Origin of the sequence: Streptomyces sp. CB09001 (assembly GCF_003369795.1) — a bacterium.
GTDB lineage: Bacteria > Actinomycetota > Actinomycetes > Streptomycetales > Streptomycetaceae > Streptomyces.
Map to the genome: position 1 here is coordinate 3033222 of NZ_CP026730.1, position 17152 is coordinate 3050373.

Genomic DNA, 17152 nt, shown 5'->3' on the forward strand with positions numbered 1-17152 from the left:
CTGCCGGCCTACGCGACGCGCACGACGTGCTTGCCCCGAACACCCCCGGCCGCCAGGGCCCGTTGGGCGTCGGCGACCCGGTCGAGCGGGTGGACGGTGTCGACGACGGGGACGATGTCACCGCGCTCGGCGAGCCGGGCCACCTCGGCGAGCAGCGCGCTGTCGGGATTGCCGCTGAAGGCACGGATCCGCCCCTTCCCGTGCACGACGGAACCGAGCACGGTGCCGATCGCGGCGAGCGGCCGGTCGAAGTCGACGGTGACGGCGACCATGCGCCCGCCCGGCGCCAGCAGCCGCCGCACACGCGCCTGTTCGGTGCCGACGGTGTCGAGGACGACGTCGAAGCGGCCGAGGGTGGACAGCGGAGTCCTCCGGTGGTCCAGCACGTCCTCGGCGCCCAGCCCCCGCACGAAGTCGAGGTTCCTCCCACCGGCGAGCGCGACGACACGGGCACCCAGCAGCCTGCCCACCTGCACGGCGACGCTGCCCACGCCCCCGCTCCCGCCCCGCACGAGGAGCCGCTCACCGGGCTGCAGGGCGGCCTTGTCCCGCAGCGCGGTCACCGCCGTGGCCCCGCCCGCGAGCAGCGAGACCGCCTCCTCCGGCGTGAGGTTCTCGGGGGCGGACGCGATCCGCCGCGGGCTGACGGCGACGTACTCGGCCATGCTGCCGGTACGGCGCCCCAGCAGCCCCCACACCCGCTCCCCCACCCGCACCCCGGTGACGGACCTGCCGACGTCGGCCACCTCCCCCGCGAAGTCGATGCCGCACCCCTTGGGGAAGGCCCTGCCGGTCACCAGGCGCACCTTGCCGGCCCGGTCGTGCAGGTCGCCGCCGTTGACCCCCGCGGCGTGCACCCGCACCAGCACCTCGTCGGGGCCGACGTCGGGCACCGGCCGCCGCCCGACGTAGAGCACCTCGGGAGGCCCGTAACGGTCGAAGAGCACCGCGTTCATCTCGCTCATGTTTCATGATCCATATCGGGTTCGGGGGAGCGCGGGGGGTCGCGTACGCCCGCTGCTAGGCTCACGTTAGACCCACAAGTGGACGAGGCCTTCCACTTACCCGGAAGTGAGAAACATGCCTGATCAGACCTCTCACAAGCCCTCCGAGCACACCGCCGGCGACTCTCCGTCGGGGGCGCTGCGCGCCGATGCCCGCCGCAACCGCGAACGCGTCCTGGAGGCCGCGCGCGAGGTCTTCGCGGCCCAGGGCGTCGACGCCCCGATGAGCACGGTCGCCCGCCGGGCGGGCGTCGGCGTGGCCACCCTCTACCGCCGCTTCCCCACCCGCTCCGCGCTCGTCACCGCCGCCTTCGAGGACCAGCTCGCCGTGTGCGCGACGGCGTTCGAGGAGGCCATGGCGGACCCCAGCCCGGGCCACGGTCTGTACGCCCTGCTGGAGAAGGTGTGCGCCACCCTGGTCACCGACCGCGGCTTCGAAACCGTCTTCATGGCCGGCTTCCCCGAGGCCCTGCACTACGACCGGGAACGCGCCTGCGCCGAGGAGCGCCTGGCCCACCTGATCCGGCGCGCCCGCGACGCCGGCCAACTGCGCGAGGACTTCTCCCCCGCCGACATCCCCCTGCTCCTCCTGGCGGTGAGCGGCCTGGCCTCCCAGCCCCCCGAGACCGCCCTCCCCGCCGCCCACCGCCTCCTGACCTACCTCTTCCAGTCCTTCCAGGCTCACCCTCCGGCACACCCGGCCCCCCTGCCGCCCGCCCCGGCGCTGGACCTGGGCGGGCTGCGCCGGCCGGAGCGCCCGTAGCGGGTGCGCCCCGCGCCCCGGCTACTCGGGGAACGGACCGCGGACCGAGACCCCGCCGTCCAGCACGATCTGCTGGCCGGTGATGTAGCGCGCCTCGTCCGAGGCCAGATAGACGGCCGCGGCGGCCATCTCCTCCGACGTGCCGTAGCGGCCCGCCGGGATCTCCGGAACCCATGCGGCGGAGGGGCCGGCGTTGACGGCGGTACTGATCGCCCCGCCCGCGACGACGTTCATCCGGATGCCGTCGGCCGCGTACTCGGCCGCGACGGTCCGCGCCAGGCTGTGCAGGCCGGCCTTGGCCGCGCCGTAACCGGCCTGCATCGGCGCGGCCATGAAGCCGGTGACCGAGCCGATGCCGACGATGCTCCCGCCGGTGCCCTGTTCAAGGAACAGCCGGAGCACGCGTCGCACGGCACGAGCCACGTAGCGCAGGTTCAGTTCGTAGACGGTGTCCCAGTCGGCGTCGGCCATCTCGTGCAGTTTGACCGCGGGTACGAACGCCACCTGCCCGCCGACCACCGTGACCAGGACGTCGAGACCGCCGAGCCGTTCGGCCGCGCCGACGATCACGTCTTCGAGCTGCTCGCGGGAACGGACGTCGCCGCTCAGCGCATGGGCGACGTGTCCGGCCGCCAGCAACTCGTCCGCCGCCTCGGTCGCCCGGGCGGCGTCCACGTCGGCCACCGCCACTGCCGCCCCTGCGGCCGCACAGGAACGGACGATGCTCCGGCCGATCCCCGCCCCGCCACCGCCGATCACCAGAGTCCGCTTGCCTTCGAGCCTGCCCAACCCGGTCATGCACCCTCCACCGTCGTCAAGTCACCCAAGGCTAAGCGGGGTGGGGGGTCAGTAGCGGGGGAAAGGCGCCCACTGCTTGATCGCGAAGCCGGTGCCCGAGTTCTCGATCTCCAGGGCGGTGTGCCCGCTGAAGTGGGCGGGGAACATGAGGGCCTTGTTGTCGGCGGCCCAGCCGAGCAGCCGGAGACGGGTGGCCCGGGACTGGGCCGGGTCCAGGTCGAAGCAGCTGTTGTGGTCGGGGTGGGCGATCTGCAGGGGCGTGTGGAGGATGTCGCCCGCGAACAGCGCCCGGTCGCCGCGGGAGTCGAGAGTGATCACGGCGGCGCCGGGGGTGTGGCCGGGAGCGGCCTCCAGACGCAGGTTGGCGTCGATCTCCCGGCTCGTCTCCCACAGTTGGGCCTGGCCCGAGGCCAGGACGGGGGCGATGCTGTCCTCGAACGCGTTTTCGTTGACACCGCCGGTGATGTCCGGGTTGTTGGCGGGGTTCCAGTATTCGACGTCGATCTTCGGCATGAGGTAGGTGGCGTTGGGGAAGGTGGGTGCCCAGACGCCGTCGACGAGTCGGGTGTTCCAGCCGATGTGGTCACTGTGCAGGTGGGTGTTGACCACCAGGTCGACGTCCTCGGGCCGCACACCGGCACGGGCGAGGTTTCCGAGGTAGTCCAGCGTGAGGTGGTCCCAGCCTTCGACGGCCGGCCGGGTCTTGTCGTTGCCGACGCCGGTGTCGATCAGGATCGTCCGGCCGCCGCTGCGCAGTACCCAGGTCTGCATGGCGGTGTGGACCATGACACCGTCGGCTCCCAGGTGGTCGGGCACGAGGTTCTCGCGGTGGTCCTGCCACGCCTGCTCGGGCATGTCGGGAAAGAACTGGTCCGCGGGCATGATCGGCCCGTGCATCTCCTCGACCCGGCTGACGGTGACCTCGCCCAGGGTGATCTCGTGGGTGGTGTCGTGGGTGGTCTCGTACATGTCCTGCATGTGCTTCTCCTTCGGTGCGGATGCAGCCATCGGCGTGCCGCCGGGCAACATGTGACGTATGACGTTCGACGTGCGACGTGGTTGCGTCCCGCGCGGGTCAGTCCTGGGCGCCGCAGGGCCCGGTCCGTGTCGGTTCGGCGGAGGAACCGGACGGTGCGGTGGCTCGGGCGAGCAGGGTCAGCCCCGCCCGTGAGGGCGAGTCCGGTTCCGTGGTCGCGACTACCACGACGGGGCCCGGCCCGTGGCTGAGCGTCTGCTGCGTGACGGTCAGCGAACCCACCAGCGGATGGCGCATCCCGTAGGTGGCGACGGTGCACGCCCTGATCCGGTGGTCGGCCCACATGGTGGCGAACTCGCCACTCTTCGCGGACAGTTCACCCACGAGTGCGTGCAGTGCCGTGTCCTCCGGATGCCGGCCCGCCACCAGGCGCAGACTTCCGACCACCGCCCTGGCCTTGCTCGGCCAGTCCGCGTACAGCTCACGGACATGGGGGTCGAGGAACACCAGCCGGGCCATGTTGGGGCGCTCACGGGGAAGGTCCGGGGCGCCCGGGTCCAGGTGCCCGGCGAACAGCGCGTGCCCCGGCCGGTTCCACGCCAGCACGTCGCTGCGACGTCCCAGCACGATCGCCGGAACATCCCCCAGCACGTCCAGCAACTGGCGGGTCGGCTCCGACACGCGTTCCGGCGCGGGCCGCCGGCCGCGGGTGCGCTGCCTGCCCGTACGGGCCACGTCGTGCAGGTACCGCCGCTCGGACTCGTCCAGCAGCAGCGCCCCGGCGAGCGCGTCCAGCACCTCGGGGGACGCGCTCTGGGACTCCCCCCGCTCCAGCCGTGTGTAGTACGAGGCGCTCACCCCCGCGAGCAGCGCGAGCTCCTCGCGGCGAAGACCCGGCACACGCCGGCGCTCCCCGTAGGTGGGCACGCCGACATCCTCCGGGCGCAGTTGGGAGCGCCGTGTGTGCAGGAAGTCCCCGAGGGGCGTTTTCGCGGCCATGCCCCCAGTGTGGGACGTGTCCCCGCGGGTTGCCTGCCCCGACCAGGGGTAGGCAGCGGTGGTCCGGGGCAACGCCAACGGGGCGCCCGCAAAGGACGCCCCGCATCAGCTCACGCCGAAGACCACCTCACGCCGAAGACCACCTCAGGTCGAAGTCCGCCGCCTCCGCGACCCGGGCCGCCGCTCGCTCGGCCGGGTCACCGGATCCCCCGCCTCCAGGGCCGCCGCGCGGCGCCGCAGACCGAAGTCGGCCAGGGCCTCCGCCAGCTTGTGGACGGACGGTTCGGGGGCCATGACGTCGACGCGCAGCCCGTGCTCCTCGGCCGTCTTGGCCGTCGCCGGGCCGATGCACGCGATCACCGTGACGTTGTGCGGCTTGCCCGCGATGCCGACCAGGTTGCGGACCGTGGACGACGACGTGAAGAGCACCGCGTCGAAGCCGCCGCCCTTGATGGCCTCCCGGGTCGTGGCCGGGGGCGGCGAGGCGCGCACCGTGCGGTAGGCCGTGACGTCGTCGACCTCCCAGCCCAGCTCGATCAGACCGGCGACGAGAGTCTCGGTCGCGATGTCGGCACGAGGCAGGAAAACCCGGTCAATGGGATCAAACACCGGGTCGTACGGCGGCCAGTCCTCCAGAAGACCCGCCGCCGACTGCTCTCCGCTCGGCACCAGGTCCGGCTTCACGCCGAAGGCGATCAGCGCGTTCGCCGTCTGCTCGCCGACCGCTGCGACCTTGATGCCCGCGAAGGCACGGGCGTCGAGGCCGTACTCCTCGAACTTCTCGCGGACCGCCTTCACCGCGTTGACCGACGTGAACGCGATCCACTCGTAGCGGCCCGTCACCAGGCCCTTGACCGCCCGCTCCATCTGCTGCGGGGTGCGCGGCGGTTCCACCGCGATGGTCGGGACCTCGCTGGGGACGGCCCCGTAGGACCGCAGCTGGTCGGAGAGCGAAGCCGCCTGCTCCTTCGTGCGCGGGACGAGGACCTTCCAGCCGAACAGCGGCTTGGACTCGAACCACGACAGCTGGTCGCGCCGGGCGGCGGAGCTGCGCTCGCCGACCACGGCTATCACCGGGCGGCCGCCGTCCGGGGACGGCAGCACCTTCGCCTGCTTCAGGGTCTGGGCGACCGTGCCGAGCGTCGCGGACCAGGTGCGCTGCCGTGTCGTCGTACCGGCGATCGTCACCGTCAGCGGGGTGTCCGGCTTGCGGCCCGCCGAGACCAGCTCGCCGGCCGCCGCCGCGACCGAGTCGAGCGTCGTCGACACGACCACCGTGCCGTCGGAGGCGCCCACCTCGGTCCAACAGCGGTCCGACGCCGTACGGGCGTCCACGAAGCGCACGTCCGCGCCCTGGGCGTCCCGCAGCGGCACACCGGCGTACGCGGGCACGCCGACGGCGTTCGCGATGCCCGGGACGACCTCGAAAGGCACCCCGGCCGCGGCGCACGCCAGCATCTCCTCGGCGGCGTACGCGTCGAGCCCGGGGTCCCCGGTCACCGCACGCACGACCCGCCTGCCGCCCCGCGCGGCCTCCATGACAAGATGTGCGGCATCCCGCACAGCGGGGGCGCCGAGGGTCGTTGACGCACCGTCAACTACCGTCAGCTGGGGCGCGCCTGTGCCCGGATCCGCCGGATCGGCATCCGTGTGCACTTCCGACACGCCCTGCCTCGCATGCGTGCGTACGACGTCGAGCACCTCGTGCTCGGCGACGAGGACGTCCGCGTGCGCCAGCGCCTCGACGGCGCGCAGAGTCAGCAGTCCCGGATCTCCGGGTCCGGCACCGAGGAAGGTGACGTGCCCGTGTTCCGGACCGGCGGGAAGGGTGGTGGGGCTCACTGTGCTCGCTCCCCCATCAGACCGGCCGCGCCCTGGGCGAGCATCTCGGTGGCGAGTTCGCGACCGAGTGCCAGCGCCGCCTCGTGCGTTTCAGGCACGGGACCGGTGGTGGACAGCTGCACCAGCGTCGAGCCGTCGGTCGTGCCGACGACGCCGCGCAGGCGCATCTCCTTGACAGTCTGCCCGTCGGCCAGAAGGTCGGCCAGCGCGCCCACAGGGGCGCTGCAGCCGGCCTCCAGGGCGGCGAGCAGTGACCGCTCGGCCGTTACGGCGGCCCGCGTGAACGGGTCGTCGAGCTCGGCGAGCGCGGCGGTCAGCGAGGCGTTGTCCGCCGCGCACTCGACCGCCAGTGCCCCCTGGCCGGGGGCCGGCAGAACCGTGTCGACCGACAGGAAGTCGGTCACCTCGTCGATGCGCCCCACCCGGTTCAGGCCGGCGGCCGCCAGCACGACCGCGTCCAGCTCACCGCCGCGGACGTATCCGATGCGGGTGTCGACGTTGCCCCGGATCGGGACGGTCTCGAACTCCATCCCGTGGGTGCGGGCGTACGCGTTCAGCTGCGCCATGCGGCGCGGCGCGCCCGTGCCGATGCGCGCCCCGCGCGGGAGGTCGGTCAGCTTGCGCGCGTCCCGGGCGACGACCACGTCCCGCGGGTCCTCGCGCTCCGGGATCGCGGCCACGACCAGGCCCTCGTGCTGCGCGGTGGGGAGGTCCTTGAGCGAGTGAACCGCGAAGTCCACCTCACCCCGCAGCAGCGCGTCGCGCAGCGCGGCTACGAACACCCCCGTGCCGCCGATCTGCGCCAGGTGCTCCCGCGACGTGTCGCCGTACGTGGTGATCTCGACCAGCTCAACGGGCCGACCGGTCACCTGGCTCACGGCGTCCGCCACCTGCCCGGACTGGGCCATGGCGAGCTTGCTCCGCCTGGTCCCCAGCCTCAGTGCCTTCTCAGTCATGCCGGCCCTCGGTTCTTCTCAGTGCTGTTCTCGGCGCGGGAGACGGAGGCCACCGTCCCCTGGTCGAGGTCGAACAGGGTGCGCAGCGCGTCCGCGTACCCGGCACCGCCGGGTTCGGCGGCGAGCTGCTTGACCCGCACCGTCGGCGCGTGCAGCAGCTTGTCGACCACACGCTTGACGGTCTGGGTGATCTCGGCCCGGTGCTTGTCGTCGAGCTCCGGCAGCCGCCCTTCCAGGCGGGCGATCTCGCCGGCCACGACATCCGCGGCCATGCTGCGCAGCGCGACCACGGTGGGCGTGATGTGCGCGGCGCGCTGGGCGGCGCCGAAGGCCGCGACCTCGTCGGCGACGATCCGGCGGACCATGTCGACGTCGGCGGCCATCGGTGCGTCGGCCGAGGCGTCGGCGAGCGACTCGATGTCCACCAGGCGGACCCCGGCGAGCCGGTGCACGGCGGCGTCGACGTCCCGCGGCATCGCGAGGTCGAGCAGGAAGAGCACGGGCTCGGGGCGCGGCACCTCGGCGACCGGCTCCGGGCGGCGGCGCTCGGGGATGCGGCCGACGCGGGTCGCCGTCGCGGCGAGCGCGCCGATCAGCTCGGCGTCCGCCTCCGCTCCGGTCCGGCCCGACTCGCGCGGCCGGTCCACCGCCGTACCGCCCGCGGCCCACGCGCCGTGCTGCTCCAGCGTCGCCGCGTCCATGCCGGCCACGGCGGCCTCGCCCATGACGGAGAAGCCGGAGGGGACGGTGGACACGGAGGAGAGGTCCAGGGGGCAGTTCTCGTCGTCACCGGTGACGGTGCCGGTACCGGCACCCGGCGGTGGCGTTTCCGCACCCTGCCGCTCCTCGCGTACGCCGACGGCACCGCTGCCGGAACCGGCGCCGGACTCGACGGCGGGCGCGCCGGTGCGGCCCGCCACCGTCGCCGCCACGGAGTCGGCCGTGAGGACGAGACCGGTCGCACCGGTGCAGGAGACGGCCACGTCGGCACGTGTCAGCTCGCCCGGCACCGCGTCCATCGGTACCGCGCGGGCCAGCACGTCCGTGTCGTCGCCCTCGGTCAGGATCTGCGCGAGGCGCTCGGCGCGCTCGAAGGTGCGGTTGGCGACCACGATCTCGGCGATCCCGGCCCGCGCCAGCGTGGCGGCGGCCAGGGAGGACATCGAACCGGCGCCGATGACCAGCGCCTTCTTGCCCCGGGCCCACTGCTCGACGTCGGCCCCGGCGGACAGCTGCTCCAGGCCGAAGGTGACCAGGGACTGTCCGGCGCGGTCGATGCCGGTCTCGGAGTGGGCGCGCTTGCCGACCCGCAGCGCCTGCTGGAACAGGTCGTTCAGGAGCCGACCGGCGGTGTGCAGGTCCTGGGCGCGGGCCAGGGAGTCCTTTATCTGACCGAGGATCTGCCCCTCGCCGACCACCATCGAGTCAAGCCCGCAGGCCACCGAGAACAGGTGGTGCACGGCCCGGTCCTCGTAGTGCACGTAGAGGTGGGGAGTGAGCTCCTCCAGGCCGACCCCGCTGTGCTGGGCGAGCAGCGTGGACAGCTCGGCGACCCCGGCGTGGAACTTGTCCACGTCGGCGTACAGCTCGATGCGGTTGCAGGTGGCCAGGAGCGCGGCCTCGGCGGCCGGTTCGGCGGCGACCGTGTCCTGGAGCAGCTTGAGCTGCGCGTCCACGTTCAGCGAGGCCCGCTCGAGCACGCTGACGGGGGCGCTGCGGTGGCTCAGCCCGACGACGAGGAGACTCATGCCGGCATCACGGCGGGTACGTCCCCGTCGGGTCCCTTGTCGGCGGAGCCGGTGGAGTGCTGCTGCTTGCGGGCGGCGACGGGCGGTGCGACACCGTCGGCCGCGGCCTCCTCGCCCGCTTTGCGCTGCTCGTGGAAGGCGAGGATCTGCAGCTCGATGGAGAGGTCGACCTTGCGCACGTCGACACCCTCGGGGACGTTCAGCACGGTCGGCGCGAAGTTGAGGATGGAGGTGACACCGGCGGCCACGAGGCGCTCGCAGACCTGCTGGGCGGCGCCGGCGGGGGTCGCGATCACACCGATCGACACACCGTCGTCCTGGATGATCTTCTCCAGCTCGTCGGTGTGCTGCACCGGGATGCCGGCGACGGGCTTTCCGGCCATTCCCGGATCGGCGTCGATGAGCGCGGCGACGCGGAACCCGCGAGAGGCGAAGCCACCGTAGTTGGCGAGCGCGGCACCGAGGTTGCCGATACCGACGATCACAACCGGCCAGTCCTGGGTGAGCCCGAGTTCGCGCGAGATCTGGTAGACGAGATACTCGACGTCGTAGCCGACACCACGCGTCCCGTAGGAGCCGAGGTAGGAGAAGTCCTTGCGCAGCTTCGCGGAGTTGACCCCCGCGGCGGCGGCCAGCTCCTCGGAGGAGACCGTGGGCACCGAGCGCTCGGAGAGCGCGGTCAGCGCGCGGAGGTACAGCGGAAGCCTGGCGACGGTGGCCTCGGGAATCCCTCGGCTGCGGGTCGCCGGTCGGTGTGCTCGGCCAGTTGCCACGGTGCTCCTGCGGGTAGAGCGGGGCTGTAGGCGGTCATACGTCCCTACATGACCGCCCCGTCGAATGCAGGCTATGTCTTTGTGAACGCGTGCACAAAGATGGTGTCCGATTTGCCCGGCCAACGTGACCGGGGTCACGCACCCCCGGCGCACGGAACGGGAACCGGCGCATACGGACTCTCGTTCCTCACTCATCGAGGGCAAAGCCGCACACGCTCCTCACGATCAACGCCCCCGAGACCTGGTCGCCATCGATCCTAAGCGACCATACGGACTACTTGTACTGATCGGTCAGTACCTTGCGCAGCCGTTCCTCGTTCACACGCCAGAAGGTGTGCTGCCGGCCGTCGACCAGCACGACCGGGATCTGTTCCCAGTACTGGTCGTGGAGTTCGCGGTCCTCGGTGATGTCCTTCCCCTCCCAGGGGACGCCGAGTTCGGCACAGACCTTCGCGACGACGAGCTGTGCGTCATCACACAGATGACAGCCGGGTTTGCGAATGAGGGTGACGCGATGGTTCTCGGAGTGCTCAGGGGGCTGCGTGGGCTTCCGGCGGAAGAGGGGACTCATGCCGGTCATTCTCGCGCGCGCGGGCGGGACCGCGGGCGGGACCTCGGCGCTCGGCCGCTTAACGGCACCGCCGCCCGGAGTTCACGGCCCGCGAACCCGTCGGCTCCGAAGCATCCGAACAAGCTGGCTATGCTCACTGGCATGGCCGCTCTTCGATGGCTCACTCCCCGTAGGCGCTCCGCCACGGCGCGGAGCGTGTTGGCAGGCGAGGCCTCGGCGGAGGCAGCCCGCAAGTCCGCGGAAGCCGCCGAGACCCAGCAGGAGGCCGCGTCCGACTCCGGCGTCGCCGAACCGGAGTTCCCGGTCCACGGCGACGCCCGCGCGGCCGCCTTCTTCGACCTCGACAACACCGTCATGCAGGGCGCCGCGATCTTCCACTTCGGCCGGGGCCTGTACAAGCGGAAGTTCTTCGAGACCCGCGACCTCGCCCGCTTCGCCTGGCAGCAGGCGTGGTTCCGGCTGGCCGGGTTCGAGGACCCGGAGCACATGCAGGACGCCCGCGACTCCGCGCTCTCCATCGTCAAGGGCCACCGCGTCTCCGAGCTGAAGTCGATCGGCGAGGAGATCTACGACGAGTACATGGCCGAGCGGATCTGGCCCGGCACCCGCGCCCTCGCCCAGGCCCACCTGGACGCCGGACAGAAGGTCTGGCTGGTCACGGCGGCCCCGGTGGAGATCGCCCAGGTGATCGCCCGCCGCCTGGGCCTGACCGGCGCACTCGGCACGGTGGCCGAGTCGATCGGCGGCGTCTACACGGGCAAGCTGGTCGGCGAACCGCTGCATGGCCCCGCGAAGGCCGAGGCGGTCCGGGCGCTGGCCGCGGCCGAGGCCCTGGACCTGTCCCGCTGCGCCGCCTACAGCGACTCCCACAACGACATCCCGATGCTGTCGCTGGTCGGACACCCGTACGCCATCAACCCGGACTCCAAGCTGCGCAAGCACGCCCGCGAGCTGGAGTGGCGGCTGCGCGACTACCGCACCGGGCGCAAGGCCGCCAAGGTCGGCATCCCCGCGGCCGCGGGCGTCGGCGCGGTGGCGGGCGGCACCGCGGCGGCCATCGCGCTGCACCGCCGCCGCCGTTGACGCAGTCGTTGACCCACATCGTTGACCCAATCGGGATGACGTACCCCCGGGACGGGCTCTCCAGTCCCCTGTACTCACATCGGCCACAACACGCTCTGTAGTCACCAGGAATCCGAACCGTTCCGGTCACCAAGCGATCATTCTGGCGCATCTGATCGAGCGTCAATCGGGCACAGAAGCGACGTAATCGATGATTTGAGCAACTGGGCGTAGCAGTGCCTGCACGAAGCGTTATTCTCCTCAGACGCATTCCGGTGCCCCACCTTCGCTACGACGGGTGAATGGTTCCGTACTGCACGTGATGGAAGCTCTGCCTCTGGGAGTCCCGTGTACCCACACGTCGGGGTTGACGCCTCGGGCCTGGCTACGCTGCGCGCGACGGTCAAATCAGCCCAAGACCTGTTGCGCGGCCTCGTCCCCACCGCGTATGCCGTCCCCGCCCTCGCCGCGGCCGCCGTGCCCGCCGGTCCGTGCTACGCACTGGCCGAAGGAAGCGCCGCCGTCGGCAGACGAGCGCGGTCGTCCTCGTCCGGGGCCGCCGCCACCACCCACCGCCGCCCCGCCGCGGACAGCGACAGCGCCCGCATGATGGACCTGGTCGAACGGGCCCAGGCCGGCGAGGCCGACGCCTTCGGCCGCCTCTACGACCAGTACAGCGACACCGTGTACCGCTACATCTACTACCGCGTGGGAGGCAAGGCCACCGCCGAGGACCTCACCAGCGAGACCTTCCTGCGGGCCCTCAGGCGCATCGGCACCTTCACCTGGCAGGGCCGCGACTTCGGCGCCTGGCTCGTGACGATCGCCCGCAACCTGGTCGCCGACCACTTCAAGTCCAGCCGCTTCCGCCTCGAGGTCACCACCGGCGAGATGCTCGACGCCAACGAGGTCGAGCGTTCCCCCGAGGACTCCGTCCTCGAGTCCCTCTCCAACGCCGCCCTGCTGGAGGCCGTACGACGGCTCAATCCGCAGCAGCAGGAGTGCGTGACCCTGCGGTTCCTCCAGGGCCTCTCGGTCGCCGAGACCGCCCGTGTCATGGGCAAGAACGAGGGCGCCATCAAGACGCTCCAGTACCGGGCCGTACGCACCCTCGCCCGGCTGCTCCCCGACGACGCCCGCTGAGAGACGCCCACCGAGGGCGCTCACCCTTCGTATCCTTCAAGTCACCACTGGTGAAAGTCCGTTGAGTCCGCCGTCCGATCATCCAGCGTCCGTAACCCAAGTGCCGCGCCGATCGTTGTGCGGGATGCAGGCTCCCTGTGGTCACTCCCTGGCCGGCTCCGATCACCCGATCGGATGGTTCCGACCAGGGCGTGCAACCCTCAGGACCCCCTGGGGAGTCGACCGTGATGACGAGAGGAGGTGCCGCCAGTGATCGCGAACGTATCGGCACACCGGCGGGCGAACGCCTTCGCCCAGGCCCTGGAGGAGCAGTCGGATCCCGGGGCGGCGGCCGAGCAGTCCGGAGGGCCGGCGACCGCCGGGGCCACCGCGGAACCGACCGAGCAGGGTCGCCTGATGACCCTCGCCCATGGTCTGGAGACGCTGCCCCGGCCCAAGCTGGATCCCGAGGTCAAGGTCGTCCAGCGGGCCCAGCTCGTGGCCGCCTTCGAGGCCATGCTGCAGGAGGGCACCGCGAGCGGCGGGGCGGCGGACACGTCGGTACCGGAGCAGCGCCGGGCGCGCGGCACCCATCGGGCGGCGCCGTTGAGCAGGTTCCGGCCCCGTTCGCGGCTGGCCAAGGGCCTCACCGCGGGCGGACTGAGCGTGAGCGTGGCCGCCGGTGCCTTCGGCGGAGTCGCCGCCGCCAGTTCGGACGCCCTGCCCGGCGACTCGCTCTACGGCCTCAAGCGCGGCATAGAGGACTTCCGCCTCGGCCTCGCCGACGGCAACGACGAGCGGGGCCGGGCCTATCTGGACCTCGCCTCGACCCGGCTCAGCGAGGCCCGCCGGCTGATGGAGCGCGGCCGCAGCGGCCCCCTCGACCACGAGTCCCTGGGTGAGGTCCGCCGCGCCCTGTCCGGCATGCGGCACGACGCGTCCGAGGGCCACCGCCTGCTCAGCGCGGCCTACGCCCGCGACCCCGACTCACTGGCCCCCATGCAGGCGCTCTCCGCCTTCTCCCAGTCCCACCGGGAGACCTGGGGCGCACTGCGCGAGCGGCTGCCCGTGCAGCTCGGGGACGTCAGTGAGCAGGTGTCGTCGGTGTTCGACGCCATAGACGACGACGTGGCCCCGCTGGAGTCCATGCTGCCGCAGCCGCCGGCCCAGGACGCAGGCGGCGGGGACGGCGGTCTGCCGGGCGGTTCCGGCTCGACGACCACCGACACCCCCGGCTCCGGTCACTCCTCGGCGCCCCGCACCGGCGACGAGGGCACGTCCGAGCGCGGGCGTTCCCAGTCCGGCCGGCCCAGCGAGTCCGCCGAGTCCGGCGACGAGCGCGACGGGCTGCTCGGCGGCGGCACCGGCGGCCTGCTCGACCCGCCGAAGGACGACAGCGGCACCGCCTCCCCGTCCACGGGCGGCAACACCCCGCCCACGGAGCCGGACGTCACCCTCCCGCCCCTCCTCCCGGGCCTCCTGCCCGGCCTGGGCATCGAGGCGGAGGACGCGGACTGAGCACGGTGGGGCGCCCCGGCACCAGGGGCGCCCCACCACTGCCTCGGAAGAACACCGACCTCCGCCGCACCAGCAGCTTGGCCCCCTGTCTGCTGCCCTCGCACCGCTCCGCGGGCTTCGGCCGGCCGCGCCGGACTCCGTCCGTCGACTCACCGCCCCACCACGCCCTCGTCGCACCACGCCCTCGTCGCATCGCGCCTCAGAAGAACACCGACCTCCGCTGCACCAGCAGTTTGTAGAGCGTGTGCTGGATCTGCTCTCTCACCTGGTCGGTCAGGTTGAACATCAGCACCGGATCCTCGGCCGCCTCCGGCGCGTAGCCGTCCGTCGGGATCGGCTCACCGAACTGGATCGTCCACTTCGTCGGCAACGGCACCGCGCCCAGCGGCCCCAGCCACGGGAAGGTCGGCGTGAGCGGGAAGTACGGGAAGCCCAGCAGCCGCGCCAGGGTCTTGGAGTTGCCGATCATCGGATAGATCTCCTCCGCCCCGACGATCGAGCACGGAACGATCGGCGCCCCCTGCCGCAGCGCCGTGGAGACGAAGCCGCCCCGCCCGAACCGCTGGAGCTTGTAGCGCTCGCCGAACGGCTTGCCGATGCCCTTGAAGCCCTCCGGCATCACCCCGACCAGCTCGCCCTGGCCGAGCAGTCGTTCGGCGTCCTCCGCGCAGGCCAGCGTGTGCCCGAGCTTGCGCGCCAGCTCGTTGACCACCGGCAGCACGAACACCAGGTCCGCCGCCAGCAGCCGCAGGTGCCGGTCGGCCGGATGGTGGTCGTGCACGGCGACCTGCATCATCAGTCCGTCGAGCGGCAGCGTCCCGGAGTGGTTGGCGACGATCAGCGCACCGCCCTCGGCCGGGATGTTCTCCACGCCCTTCACCTCGACCCGGAAGTACTTCTCGTACACGGGGCGCAGCAGGGACATCAGCACCTGGTCGGTCAGCTCGGCGTCGTAGCCGAAGTCGTCGACCTCGTAGTCGCCGGTGAGCCGCCGGCGCAGGAAGGACAGGCCGGCCGCGACGCGCCGCTCCAGGCCGCCGTCCCGGTCGTCGCCGTCGCCGGCCGCCGGCCGCGGCTCGGGCGACTCGTCCGGCCCGGGTCCGGGGTCCTGCGCGGCGGCTCCCCGTACGGGCAGCGGCTGCACGTCGCCCACCGGTCCCTCACCCACCGGCGTGGACTCCGGCGAGCTGCCCCTGCGCCGGCTCCCCGCGCCGCGGCTCCCCCGCGACCGGTCGTCGTCGAACGGAATGACCTTGGCGTCCGCCATCGTTGATGCGCTCCTCAGTTGGCGCTCTGCGTCGGAAGGTGACCGCTGCCCCGCAGGGACAGCTCCGCGATCCGGTCGACGGCCCCCGCGAGGGCCTCGGGCGGCAGCAGCCCGGCACCGCGCCCGCGGGCGAAGTCCGTGAACGCCCCGGCCGTCGAGTACTTCGGCCGGAAGCCCAGCGTCTCGCGCATCTGCGTGGTGTCCACCACCCGACCGTGGGTGAGCAGCCGGATCTGCTCGGGGGAGAAGTCCGTCATCCCCAGCGTACGCACGAGCGAACCCGCCCAGGTGACCGCCGGCAGCAGCAACGGCACCGTGGGACGGCCGAGGCGCCGCGAGCACTGCGAGAGCAGCAGCACTCCGTCCCCGGCGATGTTGAAGGTCCCGCTGTTCAGCGTCCCCCGCGACGGCTCGTCCGCACAGACCCGCAGCGCCTCGATCACGTCGTCCTCGTGCACGAACTGCAGCCGCGGGTCGTAGCCGAACACCGTGGGCAGCACCGGCAGTCCGAAGTACGAGGCGAGCGGCGTGTCCGCGGCCGGGCCGAGGATGTTGGCGAACCGCAGCACGGTCACCGAGACGTCCGGACGACGGCGCGCGAAGCCTCGCACATACCCCTCGACCTCGACCGCGTCCTTGGCGAAGCCGCCGCTGGGCAGGGACTTGGGCGCGGTGGTCTCGGTGCAGACGGCCGGGTCGCGCGGCGCGGACCCGTAGACGTTCGTACTGGACTTCACCACCAGCCGCCGCACCGTCGGCGACTTCTGGCAGGCGCCGAGCAGCTGCATCGTGCCGATGACGTTGGTCTCCTTCACGGAGGCGCGACTGCCGCTGCCCAGCGGCGTGCCCGTCACGTCCAGGTGGACGACCGTGTCCGCGCGGGTCTGGGCCAGCACGCGTCCGATGGCGGACTGCCGGATGTCCGTCCGGACGAACTCCGCGCCGCCCAGATGGTGCTCGGGCGCGACGGCGTCCACGCCGATCACCCGCTCCACACCGGGATCACGCAGGACGCGCCGGACGAACCGGCCGCCCAGCTGCCGGGCCACTCCGGTCACGAGCACGACCTTGCCCAAGATCAGCGCCTTCCTTCCGCCTGCACCGTAGCCTGCCGCGTTCCCCGCCTGCGGGCCAACTTAGCCGGTAGGTGTTGCGCCGTGATGACCGCCGGACGCGGCACATGACGAAAAATGACGGCCGGACGCCGACCGGACGACGACGGCCGAACGACTGTGGCCCCCCACCGGATGCGGTGAGGGGCCACAGACCACGCCGACGGCGCAGCGTCGCTTACTTCTTGTTGCGACGCTGAACGCGCGTGCGCTTCAGCAGCTTGCGGTGCTTCTTCTTGGCCATCCGCTTGCGCCGCTTCTTGATTACAGAGCCCACGACTATCCTCGCTCACTTCTCATCACTCGGTTGGTGAGCGCCATGGGCCCACACGACCTACGAGGGGCCAGCCTACCGGTCCGAGCGCTGAGGGTGTAATCGAGGCCGTCAGGCCGTTTCCACCCCCACGTAGCTCTCGCGGAGGTACTCGTGAACCGCTTGCTCCGGGACGCGGAACGACCGTCCCACCCGGATCGCGGGCAGATGACCGCTGTGCACCAACCGGTACACGGTCATCTTGGACACGCGCATCACCGAGGCGACCTCCGCCACGGTAAGGAACTGAACCTCGTTCAGAGGCCTTTCGCCAGCTGCAGCCATGACACACCTGAACCTTCCGCACTCGACGGCCACCGGCTTCCCC

The 17152-nt window shown here is 72.0% G+C and carries 17 protein-coding genes; 4 read left to right on the top strand and 13 right to left on the bottom strand.

The window, feature by feature from the left end:
* Positions 1-8: 8 nt before the first annotated feature.
* Positions 9-965, bottom strand: a complete 957-nt coding sequence (locus tag C4J65_RS13780; RefSeq protein ID WP_115742688.1) for an NAD(P)-dependent alcohol dehydrogenase — start codon at positions 963-965, stop codon at positions 9-11.
* A 115-nt stretch (positions 966-1080) separates the two neighbouring features.
* Between C4J65_RS13780 and C4J65_RS13785 the strand changes: the two genes are divergently transcribed.
* A complete protein-coding gene (locus C4J65_RS13785) occupies positions 1081-1767 on the top strand; it encodes a TetR/AcrR family transcriptional regulator (RefSeq protein ID WP_115742689.1) in 687 nt (228 codons plus the stop codon).
* Positions 1768-1788: 21 nt separating this feature from the next.
* On the opposite strand, the gene C4J65_RS13790 is transcribed toward C4J65_RS13785, so the two are convergent.
* The 8 genes from C4J65_RS13790 to C4J65_RS13825 form a co-directional block, all read right to left on the bottom strand.
* Positions 1789-2565: an SDR family oxidoreductase gene (locus tag C4J65_RS13790; RefSeq protein WP_115742690.1), complete on the bottom strand. Its 777-nt coding sequence runs from the start codon at positions 2563-2565 to the stop codon at positions 1789-1791.
* Between the two features lie 48 nt (positions 2566-2613).
* Positions 2614-3543, bottom strand: a complete 930-nt coding sequence (locus C4J65_RS13795) for an MBL fold metallo-hydrolase (protein ID WP_240330418.1) — start codon at positions 3541-3543, stop codon at positions 2614-2616.
* Between the two features lie 97 nt (positions 3544-3640).
* Positions 3641-4540, bottom strand: a complete 900-nt coding sequence (locus tag C4J65_RS13800) for a helix-turn-helix transcriptional regulator (RefSeq protein ID WP_115742691.1) — start codon at positions 4538-4540, stop codon at positions 3641-3643.
* Positions 4541-4684: 144 nt separating this feature from the next.
* Complete coding sequence (locus tag C4J65_RS13805; protein WP_115742692.1) at positions 4685-6382, bottom strand: bifunctional uroporphyrinogen-III C-methyltransferase/uroporphyrinogen-III synthase; 1698 nt, start codon at positions 6380-6382, stop codon at positions 4685-4687.
* Entirely contained in the window at positions 6379-7338 is a 960-nt protein-coding gene (gene hemC, locus C4J65_RS13810; RefSeq protein WP_115742693.1) for a hydroxymethylbilane synthase, read from the bottom strand. Before hemC ends, C4J65_RS13805 begins: the two co-directional genes overlap by 4 nt.
* The gene (locus C4J65_RS13815) at positions 7335-9086 is read right to left on the bottom strand and encodes a glutamyl-tRNA reductase (protein ID WP_115742694.1); all 1752 of its coding nucleotides are present in this window, start codon (positions 9084-9086) and stop codon (positions 7335-7337) included. Before C4J65_RS13815 ends, hemC begins: the two co-directional genes overlap by 4 nt.
* Complete coding sequence (locus C4J65_RS13820) at positions 9083-9859, bottom strand: redox-sensing transcriptional repressor Rex (RefSeq protein WP_115742695.1); 777 nt, start codon at positions 9857-9859, stop codon at positions 9083-9085. Before C4J65_RS13820 ends, C4J65_RS13815 begins: the two co-directional genes overlap by 4 nt.
* A gap of 274 nt (positions 9860-10133) precedes the next feature.
* On the bottom strand, positions 10134-10430 hold the full coding sequence (locus C4J65_RS13825) for a glutaredoxin family protein (RefSeq protein WP_162833177.1): 297 nt from the start codon (positions 10428-10430) through the stop codon (positions 10134-10136).
* Positions 10431-10571: 141 nt separating this feature from the next.
* On the opposite strand from C4J65_RS13825, the gene C4J65_RS13830 reads away from it, so the two are divergent.
* The 3 genes from C4J65_RS13830 (at position 10572) to C4J65_RS13840 (ending at position 14132) form a co-directional block, all read left to right on the top strand.
* The gene (locus C4J65_RS13830; protein ID WP_162833178.1) at positions 10572-11513 is read left to right on the top strand and encodes an HAD-IB family hydrolase; all 942 of its coding nucleotides are present in this window, start codon (positions 10572-10574) and stop codon (positions 11511-11513) included.
* 327 nt (positions 11514-11840) lie between these two features.
* The gene (locus tag C4J65_RS13835; protein WP_162833179.1) at positions 11841-12635 is read left to right on the top strand and encodes an ECF subfamily RNA polymerase sigma factor, BldN family; all 795 of its coding nucleotides are present in this window, start codon (positions 11841-11843) and stop codon (positions 12633-12635) included.
* A 249-nt stretch (positions 12636-12884) separates the two neighbouring features.
* On the top strand, positions 12885-14132 hold the full coding sequence (locus C4J65_RS13840; RefSeq protein WP_162833180.1) for a DUF5667 domain-containing protein: 1248 nt from the start codon (positions 12885-12887) through the stop codon (positions 14130-14132).
* Positions 14133-14331: 199 nt separating this feature from the next.
* Here the strand turns inward: C4J65_RS13840 and C4J65_RS13845 are convergent, their stop codons facing one another.
* The 4 genes from C4J65_RS13845 to C4J65_RS13860 form a co-directional block, all read right to left on the bottom strand.
* Entirely contained in the window at positions 14332-15399 is a 1068-nt protein-coding gene (locus C4J65_RS13845; RefSeq protein ID WP_115742699.1) for a lysophospholipid acyltransferase family protein, read from the bottom strand.
* A gap of 14 nt (positions 15400-15413) precedes the next feature.
* Entirely contained in the window at positions 15414-16475 is a 1062-nt protein-coding gene (locus tag C4J65_RS13850) for an NAD-dependent epimerase/dehydratase family protein (RefSeq protein WP_115742700.1), read from the bottom strand.
* Positions 16476-16689: 214 nt separating this feature from the next.
* Positions 16690-16788, bottom strand: a complete 99-nt coding sequence (locus C4J65_RS13855; protein ID WP_003948845.1) for an AURKAIP1/COX24 domain-containing protein — start codon at positions 16786-16788, stop codon at positions 16690-16692.
* A gap of 108 nt (positions 16789-16896) precedes the next feature.
* A complete protein-coding gene (locus tag C4J65_RS13860) occupies positions 16897-17109 on the bottom strand; it encodes a helix-turn-helix domain-containing protein (RefSeq protein ID WP_004984898.1) in 213 nt (70 codons plus the stop codon).
* Positions 17110-17152: the final 43 nt, after the last annotated feature.